General features: G+C 73.7%; 3 protein-coding genes. All 3 read right to left on the bottom strand.

Going from position 1 to position 14,694, the window contains the following annotated elements:
- Nucleotides 1-4: 4 nt before the first annotated feature.
- The gene (locus tag ACIBSV_RS10705) at nt 5-11,059 is read right to left on the bottom strand and encodes a type I polyketide synthase (RefSeq protein WP_395861426.1); all 11,055 of its coding nucleotides are present in this window, start codon (nt 11,057-11,059) and stop codon (nt 5-7) included.
- Between the two features lie 135 nt (nt 11,060-11,194).
- Nucleotides 11,195-12,430, bottom strand: coding sequence for a cytochrome P450 (locus ACIBSV_RS10700; protein WP_395861424.1), 1,236 nt, complete (start codon nt 12,428-12,430; stop codon nt 11,195-11,197).
- A gap of 139 nt (nt 12,431-12,569) precedes the next feature.
- Complete coding sequence (gene pabB / locus ACIBSV_RS10695; protein WP_395861422.1) at nt 12,570-14,690, bottom strand: aminodeoxychorismate synthase component I; 2,121 nt, start codon at nt 14,688-14,690, stop codon at nt 12,570-12,572.
- Nucleotides 14,691-14,694: the final 4 nt, after the last annotated feature.

Below are 14,694 nucleotides of genomic sequence, written 5' to 3'. Positions count from 1 at the left end.
CTCGTCAGCGACCGCCATCGTGCTCCTCCGTCCGTGCGTGTGCCGCGTTGTCGGGGTCGGTGACGGGGTCGTCGTGCTCGCCGTACGGGCCGTCGTGCAGCGCCATCGCGAGCAGCCCCTCGGCGTCCATCCGGTCGATCGAGCCGGACCCCGGCCCGGGGCTGTGCTCCCGCGGTGCCGACTCGGCCGCGGCGGCGTGGCCCGCGAGTTCCAGCAGCGAGTCCAGCAGGCCGGCGTCGCGCAGCCGGGAAAGCGGGATGCCGGCCAGGGCGTCACGCACCCGACGTTCGGTGTCACGCGGTACGTCCGTCCCCTCCTCTCGGGGAGCAAGCTCCGCAGCCAAGCGCTCGGCGAGCGCCGTGGGGGTGGGGTGGTCGAACACCAGCGTCGGGGGCAGCCGCAGGCCGGTTGCGCCGGCGAGCCGGTTGCGCAGTTCCACGGCCGTCAGCGAGTCGAACCCGAGGTCCTTGAAGGCCCGGTCCCGTCCCACCGCTTCCGCGGTCGGGTAGCCCAGGACGGTCGCGGTCTCGGCGACGACCAGTTCGAGCAGTTGCCGGTCCCGCTCCGCCGGCGACAGCGCGGCCAGGCGACGCCGCAGCGCCCCGGCGCTCGTACCCCCGGCGCCCCTGCGTCGCGCCGGGCCGCGCACCAGGTCGCGCAGCACCGGGGGCAGCGTGTCGGGCCGCGTCCGGAACACGGACAGGTCGAGCCGCATCGGCAACACCAGCGGTTCGTTCACGGTCCCGGCGAGGTCGAAGAGCGCCAGCCCGTCCCGGGTCGGCAGGCCCTGGACGCCGGCGCGTGCCATCCGGGCCCGGTCGGCCCGGTCGAGTCCGGCCGTCATGTCGCTGCTCTCGGCCCACAGCCCCCAGGCCAGCGACAGCGCGGGCAGTCCGGCGTGACGTCGCCGCCGTACCAGTGCGTCCAGGAACGCGTTGGCCGCCGCGTAGTTGCCCTGTCCGGCGCTGCCCAGGGTGGCCGCGGCCGAGGAGAACACCACGAACGCCGCCAAGGGCGCGGTTCGGGTCAGCTCGTCCAGGTGGCACGCTCCGTCCACCTTGGGCCGGAACACCCGGTCGATCCGTTCCGGGGTCAGCGCGGGAATCACGCCGTCGTCCAGGACACCGGCCGCGTGCACCACGGCGGTGAGGGGGTGCGCGGCGGGCACCGACGTCAACAGCGCGACCACCGCGTCGCGATCGCCGACGTCGCACGCCGCCCACGTCGCCTCGGCGCCGTGCGTACCCAGTTCGGTGGTCAGGAGCGAGGCTTCGGCGCTCTCGTCGGCGCGGCGGCTCACCAGGAGCAGTCGGCGTACGCCGTGCTCGACGACCAGATGCCGGGCCAGGGCGCGCCCCAGGGTTCCGGAGGCGCCGGTCACCAGCACGGTGCCCGCGGGGTCCCACGCCGTGCCCGGGTCGCCGCGTTCCGGGTCCACCGGGGCGATCGGGACCACCGGGACACGTTCGAGCCGGGGAAGCATGATCCGCCCCTCGCGAACCGCGAGTTGAGGCTCGTCGGTGGCCAGTGCGGCGGACAACGCGGCGACGGAGGCCGGGTGGGCGTCGAGGTCGACCAGGACGAACCGGCCCGGGCTCTCCGCCTGGGCCGAGCGCACCAGGCCCCAGACCGCCGCGGCGGACGGATCGCCGGGAGGTTCGTCGTCCGTCGTGGCGAACGCCCCGCGTGTGACGACGACGCACCGCGCCGCGCTCACCGGCTCCTCGGCGATCCGGTCCCGCACCACGTCCAGGGCTCGACGGGTCGCCTCCCGGGCCCGCACCGCCTCCGCACCGGCGCCGGAGTCCGTGCCGAACACCGCGAGCACGAGGTCGGGTTCGGGCTCGCCGGCACTTGTCGCGGAGCGCAACGCGGACAGGTCGGGGAAGCGCTTCACCTCCGGGGGCAGGTCCAGGTCGTCGCCGCCGAGCACCGCCCACGCGCGGTGTCGCGGTTCACCCCGCCCGGTGGGAGCCGCGGGTGCGGCCACCCACGTGAGCCGGAACAGGTCGTCCCGGCGATCACTCGGGGCACGCAGTCCTTCGGGGGAGACCGGACGGGCGGCCAGCGAGCGCACCGTCACCGCGGGGGTGCCTTCGGTGTCCGCCACCACCACCGACACGTCCCGGTTCGTCCCCGCGGACACCCGGACCCGCACCGCCGGGCCGCACGGCCCGTGGAACGCGACGTCGTTCCAGGCGAACGGCATGGCCGCCGCACCGGGGCCGTCGCCTTGGTCGCGGAGCAGACAGGAGTGGAGCGCGGCGTCGAGCAGCGCGGGATGGGCCTGGTAGCGGCCTGCTTCGGCCGCCATGTCGTCCGGCAGCGCGGCCTCACCGTAGATCTCCTCGCCCATCCGCCACGCGGTGTGCAGGCCGTGGAACGCGGGGCCGTAGGACAGGCCGATCTCGTCGAGCCGTTCGTAGAAGTCGGTCAGGTCGACGGCTACGGCTCCCGGGGGTGGCCAGGTGCCGTCGAGGGCCGCCGGGGTCGCGGCCTGTGCCGCGGTGAGCATGCCGCGCGCGTGGCACGACCAGGGGTCCTGCGGCGCCGCGTCCTCGGGGCGGGCGTACACGCCGAGGGCCCGCGTGCCCTCCTCCTCGGCGGGCCCGACCCGGACCTGGAGTCGCACCGCGCCGTCTCCGGCGAGGAGCAGGGGTTTTTCCTGGATCAGCTCCCGGATGTGTGGGCAGTCGGTCTCGGCGCCCGCCAGCGCCGCCAGTTCCACGAACGCGGTACCGGGCACCAGCACCGTGTCACCGACGGCGTGGTCGGCGAACCACGGGTGGGTGTCCAGGGACCAGCGCGCGGTCAGCACGGTCTCGGTGGAGTCGGCGAGTTCGACGCGGGCGCCCAGGAGCGGGTGCTCCGGGCGGCCCAGGCCCGCGGCGCTCACGTCGCCGGCACCGGCGGGTGTGTCGAGCCAGAACCTGCGCCGTTGGAAGGGGTAGGTCGGCAGGTCCACGACGCGTGGTGCACGGCCGGTCCAGGTCGCGGACCAGTCCACGGCGACACCGTGGGTGTACGCCTCGGCGACCGAGGCCAGGAAACGTTCCGGTCCGCCCTGGTCGCGGCGCAGCGACGCGACGGCCACGCCCGGCGTGCCCGGGTGCTCCTCCAGGATTTCCCGTAGGCCCATGGTGAGCATGGGGTGGGGGGCGGCCTCGACGAACGCGCCGTAGCCCCGGGCGATCAATTCCCGTACGGCGGGCTCGAATCGCACGGGCTCGCGCAGGTTGCGATACCAGTAGTCGCCGTCGAGTCCCGTGGTGTCCTGGAAGGCGCCGGTCAGCGTCGACATGAAGGCGATGCGGGCCGGCTCCGGGCGAATCTCGGCGAGGTCGTGGGCCATCCGCTCGCGTACGGCTTCCACGTGCGGCGAGTGCGAGGCGTAGTCGACCGGGATCCGACGCGCCCACCGTCCGGTCCTTTCGCAGTGCGAGAGGAGGTCCTCGAGTGCGGCCGTGTCGCCCGTCACCACCACCGACGCCGGTCCGTTGACGGCCGCGAGGTGGATTCGTCCGTGCCAGGCCGCCGTCAGGTCCTCGGCCTCGGTGGCGGTCAGCGCCAGCGAGACCATCGCGCCGCGGCCCGCGATGGCCCTCAGGGCCCGGCTGCGCAGGGCGACCACGCGCGCGCCGTCGTCGAGGGAGAGGGCGCCCGCGACGCAGGCCGCGGCGATCTCCCCCTGCGAGTGCCCCACCACGGCGTCGGGTTCGACGCCGTACGATCGCCACAGCTCGGCGAGCGACACCATCACCGCCCACAGCGCGGGCTGGACCACGTCCACCCGTTCCGGGTCGACTCCGGTGTCCCTGCCCCGGACGACGTCCACAACGGACCAGTCGGCATACGGGGCCAGCGCGTCGGCGCACTGGGCCAGGCGGTCCCGGAAGACGGGTGCGGTGTCCCACAACCGTGCGGCCATGCCCGGCCATTGGGCTCCCTGGCCGGGAAAGACGAAGACCGTCCGGCCGGGGTCACCGGCGAGCCCCTCGATCGCCGCGGGGGTCTGCCGGCCCTCCGCCACGGCGGCCAGGGCGGACAACAGTTCGTCGCGGTCGCCACCGATGATCACGGCCCGGTATTCGAGCGAGGCGCGGGTCGTCAGCAGCGAGTGGGCGACATCGACGGCGTCGAGTCCCGGTTCGGCGACGAGGCGCTTGCGCAGTCCGGCCGCCCTCGCCCGCAGCGCGGGCTCGCTCCCGGCCGAGAGCACCAACGGCACGGGTGTGTCGGCCGCTTGGGCGTTCGCGGCGGCATGTTCGGGTTCCCCCGTCTCGGGTGCGCGTCGAACGTGCGGGTCCGGCGTGGCGGGAGCCTGTTCCAGCACGACGTGCGCGTTGGTGCCGCTGATGCCGAACGAGGACACCGCGGCTCGACGCGGTCGCCCGGTGACGGGCCAGGGTCGTGCCTCGGTCAGCAGTTCGACCGCGCCGGACGACCAGTCGACATGGGGGGAGGGCGCGTCCACGTGCAGGGTCCGCGGCAGGATGCCGCGGCGCAGGGCCATGACCATCTTGATCACACCCGCGACGCCCGCCGCCGCCTGGGTGTGACCGATGTTCGACTTGACCGAGCCGAGCCACGCCGGGTGGTCGGTGGGGCGCCCGCTGCCGTAGGTGGCCAGGAGTGCCTGCGCCTCGATCGGGTCGCCCAGGGTGGTGCCGGTGCCGTGCGCCTCGACGACGTCCACCTCGGCGGGCGTGAGCCGGGCACCGGCCAGCGCCTGGGTGATCACCCGTTCCTGGGATGGTCCGTTCGGGGCGGTCAGGCCGTTGCTCGCCCCGTCCTGGTTGACCGCCGAGCCCCGGACCACGGCAAGGACGCGGTGGCCCTTGCGCACCGCGTCCGACAGGCGCTCGACGAGGAGCACGCCGGCGCCCTCGCCCCACACCGTGCCGTCCGCGGCGGCGGCGAACGGCTTGCAGCGCGCGTCGGCGGCCAGCGCGCCCTGCCTGGCGAACTCGACGAAGGCGTTCGGCGTGCACATCACGGTGACCCCGCCCGCGAGGGCGAGGTCGCAGTCTCCGCCGCGCAGCGCCTGCGCCGCCAGGTGCAGGGCCACCAGCGACGAGGAACAGGCGGTGTCCACGGTGACGGCCGGGCCCTCGAATCCGAAGGTGTAGGCGACGCGTCCGGTGGCGACGCTCGCGGATCCGCCGGTACCGAGGTATCCGGCGATGTCCTGCGTGATGGTGCCCAGCCGCGTGGTGTAGTCGTGGTACATCAGCCCGGCGAACACGCCGGTGCGGCTGCCCCGCAGGGCCGCCGGGTCCAGACCCGCGTGTTCCAGCGCTTCCCAGGAGATCTCCAGCAGGAGTCGCTGCTGCGGGTCCATCGCCACCGCCTCGCGCGGGCTGATGCCGAAGAACTCGGGGTCGAACCACGCCGCGTCGGAGAGGAATCCACCCGCCGTCGCGAAGCCGGCGGAGTCGAGGGACCAGCCGCGGTCGGTGGGAAAGGCGGAGATGGCGTCGGCACCCCGGTCCACGAGGTTCCACAGATCCTCCGGCGAACCGATGCCTCCCGGGAAGCGGCAGGCCATGCCCACGACGGCGATCGGCTCGTCCGCCGCGATCGCGCCGCGTGCCGGGGGTTGTCGACGCCCGTTCCTTCCGGTCAGCCGTTCGTGGACGTGCTCGGCGAGTTCGTACGGCGTCGGATGGTCGAAGACGAGCGTGGCGGGCAGCCGGAGGCCGGTCACTCGCGCGAGGCGGTTGCGCAATTCGAGGGCGGTGAGCGAGTCGAATCCCGACTCCTTGAACGCGCGCCCGGGTTCGACGGCGCTCGGGTCCGGGTGGCCGAGGACGGCCGCGACCTGGGCCCGCACCACGTCGAGGATCTTCGCTGCCCCGTCCCGGGTCGGGAGGTCGGCGAGTTCGCGGGCGAGGGCGGAGTCGCCGTCGACCTCCGTTGCCGCGCGCCGCGCCGGTGGCCGCACCAGGGCGCGCAACAGCGCCGGTACGCCATCCGCGGCGGCCCGTGCCCGTACGGCGGCGAGGTCCAGGCGGGCCGGGAGGACGACGGGCAGCCCCGACCGCAGGGCCGCGTCGAACAGGGCGACGCCCTCTCCCGCCGACAACGCGGTCACCCCGGCTCGGCGCATCCGGTCGCGGTCGGTGTCCGACATCGCGCCGGTCATCGCGCCGGTCTCGGCCCACAGCCCCCACGCCACGGAGAGCGCGGGCAGTCCCAGCGAACGTCGGACACCGACGAACGCGTCGAGGAAGGCGTTGGCCGCCGCGTAGCCGCCCTGGCCCGCGGTACCGAACACGCCCGCCCCGGAGGAGAAGACGACGAACGCGCAGAGGTCCATGTCTCGGGTCAGTTCGTGCAGGTTGACCACCGCGTCGACCTTCGGCCGGAACACGGTGTCGATGCGTTCCGGGGACAGCGACGGGAGCACCGCGTCGTCCAGGACGCCGGCCGCGTGGACCACACCGCGCAACGCGTGTTCCACCGGAATCCGCGCGAGGACCTCCATCAGGGCCGCGCGGTCCCCCGCGTCGCACGCCGCCCAGTGCACGGACGCGCCCAGTTCCGCCAGTTCCGCGCCGAGTTCGGCGGCTCCGGGCGCGGCCGCGCCGCGGCGACTCGTCAGCAACAGGTGCCGTACTCCGTGCGCCCGGACGAGGTGGCGGGCCACGACCCGGCCGAGCACACCCGTCGCGCCCGTCACCAGAACGGTGCCCTCGCCGCCGAAGCCGGCGAAGTCCTTCGGACCGTCCGGGCGTTCGGAATCTTCCCGGGTGCCGGTGGCGCCGTTGCCCGTGTTGTCGCGATCACCGCCGGAGGGCGGCACCCGTCGGAGTCTGGGTACGAAAACCTTCCCGGCGCGCAGCGCCACTTGCGGCTCGTCGCCGCCCACGACCGCGGGCAGCGCTTCGCCGGAGGGTTCCGTGCCGTCCCAGTCGACCAGGACGAGCCGGTCCGGGTTCTCCGCCTGCGCCGAGCGCAGCAGGCCCCATGCCGCGGCCAGGGCCGGATCGCACGTCTCGTCGTCGCGCGCCGCCACCGCGCCTCGGCTCAACAGCACGAGGCGGGTGGAGCTGCCGCGTTCGTCGGCGAGCCACGCCTGGATCAGCGTCAGTGCTCCCCCGACGGTGTCTCGGACGGCCGCACGCGGGTCGGCGCAGCCGGGCGCGGGCATCGGGAGCGCCACCAGGACCGCGCCCGGCACATGCTCTCCCGCCGTCGCCGCCGCGAGTTCCGCGACCTTGTGCACCGGGACGTCGGTGCGTTCGAGAGCCGCGACGACCGCCTCGGCGCCGTCGAGGACGACCCACGACCGGGGCGTCCGGGACGCCCCGCCCGCGGCGGGCACCCAGTCGACGGCGAACAGGGAGTCCGTCGACTCCGCGACGGCGGGTCGAAGGCGGTCGAGTGCCATCGAACGCAGGGCGAGCGATTGCACGGACGCCACGGGTGCCCCGGTCGCGTCGGCGGCCTCCACCGCGACGGCGTCGGGGCCCAGCGGGGTGATCCGTACCCGCAGCCGCGTCGCGCCGACCGCGTGGATCCGCACACCGGACCACGAGAACGGCAGCCGAGGCCCGGAGGCCGGGCCTGTCCGCGCACGTGTCGCGGCGTCGCCGACCGCCGCCGCGTGCAGCGCGGCGTCGAGCAGGGCCGGGTGGATCGCGAACCCGTCGCTGTCGCCGTCCCCCGGGAGCACGACCTCGGCGAGGACCTCGTCCCCCCACCGCCAGGCGGCCCGCAGACCTCGGAACTCGGGGCCGTAGCGCAGGGACAGCGCGGCCAGGTCCTCGTACACGCCCTCCACCGGCACGGGTTCGGCGCCGGGCGGCGGCCAGGCGTGCGACGCGCGGCTTTCGTGCCCGACGGTACGGGCGAGCGATCCGGCCGCCTGCCTGGTCCACGCTCCGTCCGGGGTGTGCTCCGGCCGGGCGTGGATGGTGATCGCGCGGTCGCCGGCCGCGTCGGCCGGACCGACGACGGCCCGCAACTGCACACCGTCGCGCGGCGGCAGGACCAGGGGGGCCTCCAGGGTCAGTTCCGCCACCCCGTCGCAGCCCACCTGCTCGGCGGCTCGAACCGCCAGTTCCAGGAGAGCCGTTCCGGGCAGCAGGACGACGTCGCCGACCGCATGGCCACCGAGCCAGGGGTGGGTGTCGCGGGACAGCCTCCCGGTCAGGAGCACGCCGCCGGAGTCGGGAAGGTCGGTGACCGCTCCCCAGAAGGGGTGGTCGAGCGGGCTCAGCCCGGCCGAACCGACGTCACCGGCGGGCGGCGTGGCGTCGAGCCAGTATCGCTGCCGGTCGAACGCGTACGTGGGCAGCGACACACGGCGCACGTCGGTCCCGGCGAACACCTTCGTCCAGTCGGGCGATCGGCCGCCCGCGTACACCTCGCCCAGGGAGAGGAGGAACCGGTCGAGGCCGCCGTAGTCTCGGTGCAGCGTGCCCGTCACGAGAGCCTCCCGGCCCAGCCGGCCGAGCGTCTCCGTCAGGCCGAGGGCGAGCACCGGGTGCGGGCTGCACTCCACGAACGTGCCGTGACCGGTGGCGCCGAGTCGCTCCACGGCGTCCGAGAGCCGGACCGTGCGCCGCAGGTTGCGGTACCAGTAGTCCGCGATCAACTCCTCACCCGGCACCACGTTGCCCGTCACCGTCGAGTACAGCGGCAGCGTGCCCGTCCGGGGACGGATGTCCGCCAACCGGGCGAGCAGTTCCGTGCGCAGCGCCTCCACGTGCGGGGAGTGGGAGGCGTAGTCCACGGCCACACGCCGAGTGCGTACACCGTCCCGCGCGCAGGCGCCCGTCAACTCGTCGAGCGCCGTGGGGTCTCCGGAGAGCACCACGGACGAGGGGCCGTTCACCGCGGCGAGCGAGAGTCGTCCGGCGAAGTCCGCGAGCCGCGCGCGGACCTCCTCGACCGGGGCCGTCAGGGAGACCATGCCGCCCGCACCGGCCAGCCGTTCGGCGATCAGCCGGGAGCGCAGGGCCACGACGCGTGCGCCGTCGTCGAGGGACAACGCGCCCGCGACACAGGCCGCGGCGATCTCGCCCTGCGAATGCCCCACCACGGCGGCCGGTTCGACGCCGTGCGAGCGCCACAGCTCCGCCAGCGACACCAATACCGCCCACAACACCGGTTGCACGACATCGACCCGGTCGACACGGTCCTTGCCGGTGTCGTCGACGCGGCCGAGCACCACGTCGGGCAGGGACCAGTCGACGTACGGGTCCAAGGCTGCCGCGCACTCTTGCATGCGCTCGCGGAAGACGGCGCACGAGTTCCACAGCTCCACGGCCATCCCGTCCCATTGGGAACCCTGGCCGGGGAACACGAAGACCGTCCGGCCGGGGTCGCGCGCCACGCCCTCGACGAGTCCCGCGCAGGGTTCGCCCTGGGCCAACGCCGCGACACCACGCAGGAGTTCACCGTTGCGGCGACCGACCACGACGGCCCGGTGCGCCAGTGGTGCGCGGGTGGTCGCCAACGCGTGGGCGACGTCTGCCGCGCGAAGGGCTGGATGCGCCGCCATGTGCTCGCGCAACCGGGCCGCCTGCGCACGCAGCGCCCGCGGGCTGCCCGCGGACAACACCCACGCCACCGGCCCGGGGCCGGCATCCGCCGGTTCCAGTGCCGCCGGCGCCGGCGCGCGGTGCGCGCGATCCCCGTCCTCGTCGGTCGGCGCCTCGTCGGCGGCTTCGATGATCACGTGCGCGTTCGTCCCGCTGATCCCGAACGAGGAGACCCCTGCCCGCCGCGGGCGACCCGTGGCCGGCCAGGGGCGGGACTCGGTCAGGAGCCGCACCGTGTCCGCGGACCAGTCGACGTGTGGCGTGGGGGTGTCGACGTGCAGGGTCGGCGGCAGCAGCCCGTGCCGCAGGGCCATGACCGTCTTCATCACGCCCGCGATTCCGGCGGCGGCCTGCGTGTGGCCGATGTTCGACTTCAACGACCCCAGCCACAGCGGCCGGTCCGCCCCGCGGTCGCGTCCGTACGTCGCCAGCAGCGCCTGCGCCTCGATGGGGTCGCCCAGGCGGGTGCCCGTTCCGTGCGCCTCCACCGTGTCCACGTCGGCTCCCGTGAGCCCGGCGTCCGCGAGGGCCGCGCGGATCACCCGCTGCTGCGCGGGGCCGTTGGGGGCGGTCAGGCCGTTCGACGCGCCGTCCTGGTTGACGGCGCTGCCCCGGACGACGGCCAGCACGCGATGCCCCAGCCGCCGCGCGTCCGAGAGCCGCTCCAGCAGGACGACGCCCACACCCTCGCCGAGCCCCGTGCCGTCGGCCCGGCCCGCGAACGCCTTGCACCGGCCGTCGGGCGAGAGCACCCGTTGCCTGCTGAACTCCAGGAGCGTCGCCGGGCTCGACATCAACGTGGCTCCGCCGGCCAGCGCGAGGTCGCACTCCCCGTTCCGCAGTGCCTGTACGGCGAAGTGCAGCGCCACCAGGGACGAGGAACAGGCCGTGTCGAGGGTGACCGCCGGGCCTTCGAGACCGAAGGTGTAGGCGACCCGCCCGGACGCGACGCTCGCCGCGCGTCCGGTCTCCAGCCTGCCCTCGTGCTCCAACAGCGCGCCGGGCAACCGCGCCGTGTAGTCCTGCCCCATCATCCCGGTGAAGACGCCGGTTCGGCTGCCACGCACCGCGGCGGGGGCCAGGCCCGCCCGCTCGAAGGTCTCCCAGGAGACCTCGAGCAGCAGCCGCTGCTGCGGATCCATCACCAGGGCCTCACGCGGACTGATCTCGAACAGCCCCGCGTCGAACGACATGATGTCCGCGAGGAATCCGCCCTCCCGCGCATAGCAGGTGCCCACCTGCTCGGGGTCGGGATGGTAGAGCCCCTCGACGTCCCAGCCCCGGTCCACGGGGAGCGCACCGACCCCGTCCCGCCCCGAGGCCACCAGGCGCCACAGCTCCTCGGGCGAGGCGACGCCGCCGGGGAAACGGCAGGCCATCGACACCAGCGCGATGGGCTCCCGGTGCTTGGCCCGGGCGAGCCGCAGGTGCTCGCGGGTGCGCTCCAACTCGGCGGAGACACGCTTGAGATAGTCCAGCATCTTGGCGTCGTGGATGTCGTGGGTCATGTCGAACGTGCCGCCCTTCCCGCGAAAGATGTGGAGACGCGCGCCCGCCGAGGACGGCGCGGACGGCGGGCCCGTGAACCCGTCCCCGGTGACGCCCGCCTCCGCCTCAGGGGCGCACCGCCTGGCCGGGCGGCGTCAAGCGCCGGTCGGGGCGCCGAAGCGCAACGGCAGCAGATCCGGCCCGGACACCCCGGTCGAGGGCCGCCAGGTGATCGGTCCGGCGACCTCGGGCGGCCCGAGACGGGCGGCCAGGGCTTCGAGGGCCTCGGCGAGTTCGACGCGCGCCAGCGCCGCGCCCAGGCAGTAGTGCGCGCCGCCGCCGAACGCCAGCGGGGAGGCCTCCCGCCGCACCGTGATGTCGAACGCGTCGCCGCCCTCGAACACCAGGGGATCGCGCTGCGCCGAGTGCGCGCACAACCACACCGGGGTTCCCTTCGATATCGGGTAGCCGTTGACGGAGAAGTCCTCGGCCGCGGACTTGGTGGCCACCACCGTCGTCGTGGGGCACCAGCGCAGCACCTCCTCCACCGCCTGGGTGACCAGGTCCGGCTGCTCTCGCAGCAGCGGCCACTGCTCGGGGTGCGCGGCGAACGCCACCATGGCGTGGCCGAGTTGGTGACTGGTGGTCTGGTACCCGGCGACCAGCAGGGTCGCGATCAGGGTGCGCAGTTCACGGTCGTCGAGAGCGCCGTCCTCCTGCTTGGCGCGCAGGATGTCGGAGAACAGGTCGTCGCCGGGCTTCGCCTTGCGCTCGCGGATCACCGTGTCGAAGTAGTCGTACATCCCCGCCAGGCCCTCCTCGACCTCGGCGACCCTGCTCTGGTCGGGGCCGAGCGCGAGGACCAGGTTGGTGTTCCGGCACCAGCGGCCGACGGTGTCGTAGTCCGCAGGAGGGAAGCCGAGCAGTTCGCACACCACGGCCGCGGGCAGCGGGTCGGCGAACGCGTCGACGAAGTCGCGTTCGCCCCCGGCGGCCAGTTCGTCGGCAAGGCGCTCCGCGGTGGCACGTATGAACGGTTGCAGCGCGGCGACGCGGCGTGCCGTGAACGCGTGGGTGACCAGACCGCGCAGGCGGCGGTGGTCGGGGCCCTCCAGGCTCTGCATGAAGTCGCGCATGAAATCGCGCACCAGCCCCTCGCCGGGCCCGACCAGGTCCACGACGTCTCGGAAACCCGAGACCAGGCGCGCGTCGCGGGAGAGGCTGTGCGCCTCGGCGTAGCGCAACACGAGTAGTCCCAGCGGGGTTTCGGCGACCCAGGATCGTTCCCTGGCCTCGGCCACCTCGGGAGAGTCCCACACGAAATCCGGCACGGTGATGTCCAGGAACGGCACAACCTGCCGCAATGCTCCAGACCCTTCGACGGTCGACATATCCCTGTCCTTCTCTCGGGGAAAGGCGGGTGCGCAGCCAGCAGCGCATTCTGTTCGGTGCGTCTTGGTGCGGTCTTGGGGTCGACTTGAACGGCTCGCCCGGTCGCGGCTCCCGCGGGAGGAGGCGGCCGTCGTCGGGTCAGCCCGCACGCGGCTCCCCGCTCCGCCGGCCCGATGCCGTCAGCAGGGTGTGCGCGCGCAGCAACACACTCGCCTTGAGCAGCACTTCGTCGAACTCGTCGGCGGGGTCCGAGTCGAGCACGATCGCGCCGCCGGCGCCGATCACCGTGTCCGTGGCCGAGGTCACGGCGGTGCGGATCACAATGTTGAGGTCCGCGCCGCCGCAGAGTCCGAAGTAGCCGATGGTGCCCGAGTAGACGCCGCGCGCCTCCTGCTCCAGGCGGTCGATGATGGCCATCGTCCGCAGCTTGGGGGCGCCGGTCATCGACCCGCCGGGAAAGCAGGCGCGGACGCAGGACACCGGATCCACCTCGCGCCGCAGCCGGCCGCGGACCGTCGTGACGAGTTGATGCACCGTCGCGTACGACTCGGTCACCATGTACGCGGGCACGTCGACCGAGCCCACCTCGCACACCCGGCCCAAGTCGTTGCGGAGCAGGTCGACGATCATGAGGTTCTCGGCGCGGGTCTTCGCCGACGCCGTCAGGGACAGGCGTAGTGCCTCGTCGCTGACCGGGTCGGCGCCGCGTGGCGCCGTTCCCTTGATCGGCTTGCTTTCGACGATTCCGTCCCGGTCGATCCGCAGGAATCGTTCCGGGGACGAACAGACGACGGCGACCGCGCCGAGCCGCAGGAAGGCGCTGTAGGGCGCCGGATTGAGGTGCCTGAGCAGCAGGTGATAGCCCAAGGGGTCGGGCAGGGCGGGTAGTCGCATCCGGTTGGTCAGGCAGATCTCGTAGCTCTCTCCGCTGCGCAGTTCCGCGAGGCAGTCCTCGATGTCGCGCACGTAGTCGGCCCGGACGCGGGCGAGGACCGGCTCCTCGGCCTCCTGTTCGACCGCCGGGTCGGGCGCCGCGGCCGGCGAGCCGATCGGCCGGGCGGGCGCGGGGTCCGGCAGCGAGCGGGCGCGCAGCGCCGTGCGCGCCACCCAGGCACGGGCGTTCTCGGCCTCGCCCGGGTCCGGACCGCTCAGGGCCAGGACGTAGGTCCGCTCCTGCCGATGGTCCACCGCGACCAGACGATCGGCGAACATCCACACCGCGTCCGGGGTCTGTGCCCGGTGGACGTTCGGGCTCCCGCACTCGGCCTTGAGTTCATAGCCGAAGTAGCCGACATATCCGCCGTTGAGGTCGAAGGGAAGGTCCGCCGCGGGCAGTTCGCGGGTACGGAGCCGGTCCCGGAGCACCTCGAAGACGGTGCCCTTCTCCTCCCGTACGCCCCCTGCGTCGTGGACCGTCACCGCGTTCTCCCCGGTCCGGTACGTCAGTGTCTCGGCACGGGGACCGGAGTCGTCGCCGAGGAAGGAGAACCTGGCCCCGCCGACGCCGGGGGCGCTGCTGTCGAGCCAGAAGGCGTACTCGCTTTCCGCGAACAACGTGGTGAACAGGGCCGCGGTGTCCACCTCCCGGTCGACGACCTCGACGGCCAGCTCGAATTGCGGCGCCGGGGCACTGTCCGACGACGGGGCCCAGCGCGCGTACTCGGGCGGTGGGGAGGCGTAGTGCCCGCCTATCGACTCGGCGAAGTTCCACAGGAGTTGCTCGCCGAACTCGCTCGCGACGGACTCCGGGTGGAACTGCAGGCCCCATCGGGGCAGGCTCTCGTGCCTGAGTGCCATGACGGTCTCGTCCTCCGCCCAGGCGGTGGCCCGGAGGCCGCTCGGCAGGGGCTCGACCACCCGCAGCGAGTGGTAGCGCACCGCCGTGAAGTCCTGGGGAATGCCGTCGAACAGGTCTTCCTCGCGGTGCCGGACCCGCGTGAGGTGGCCGTGCCGGGGCGCTCCCGGCACCACCCGCCCGCCGTAGTGGTGGGCGATCGCCTGGTGCCCCAGGCACACCCCCAGTACCGGCACGTCCGGCCAGCGGTCCAGCAGGTCCCGGCAGAACCCGAGGTCGCTCGGGCGCTGGGGTCGGCCCGGACCGGGTGAGATCACCACGCAGTCGAACGCCCCCGGATCCTGCACCGCCCAGGCCCGGTCGTCGTTGACCAGGACGGTCGGCTCCTTGCCGTACACCCGGGCGAGGAGCTGGAACAGGTTGTAGGTGTAGGAGTCGTAGTTGTCGATCAGCAACGCACGCATCGAG

It is taken from the genome of Embleya sp. NPDC050154 (assembly GCF_044460165.1).
Classification (GTDB): domain Bacteria; phylum Actinomycetota; class Actinomycetes; order Streptomycetales; family Streptomycetaceae; genus Embleya.
This window is presented reverse-complemented; position numbering and strand designations above follow the sequence as displayed.

Excerpts from the sequence above, each read along its gene's own strand:
- ACIBSV_RS10705 (WP_395861426.1), bottom strand. The coding sequence starts at position 11,059 with ATGACCCACGACATCCACGACGCCAAGATGCTGGACTATCTCAAGCGT.
- ACIBSV_RS10700 (WP_395861424.1), bottom strand. The coding sequence starts at position 12,430 with ATGTCGACCGTCGAAGGGTCTGGAGCATTGCGGCAGGTTGTGCCGTTC.
- pabB (WP_395861422.1), bottom strand. The coding sequence starts at position 14,690 with ATGCGTGCGTTGCTGATCGACAACTACGACTCCTACACCTACAACCTG.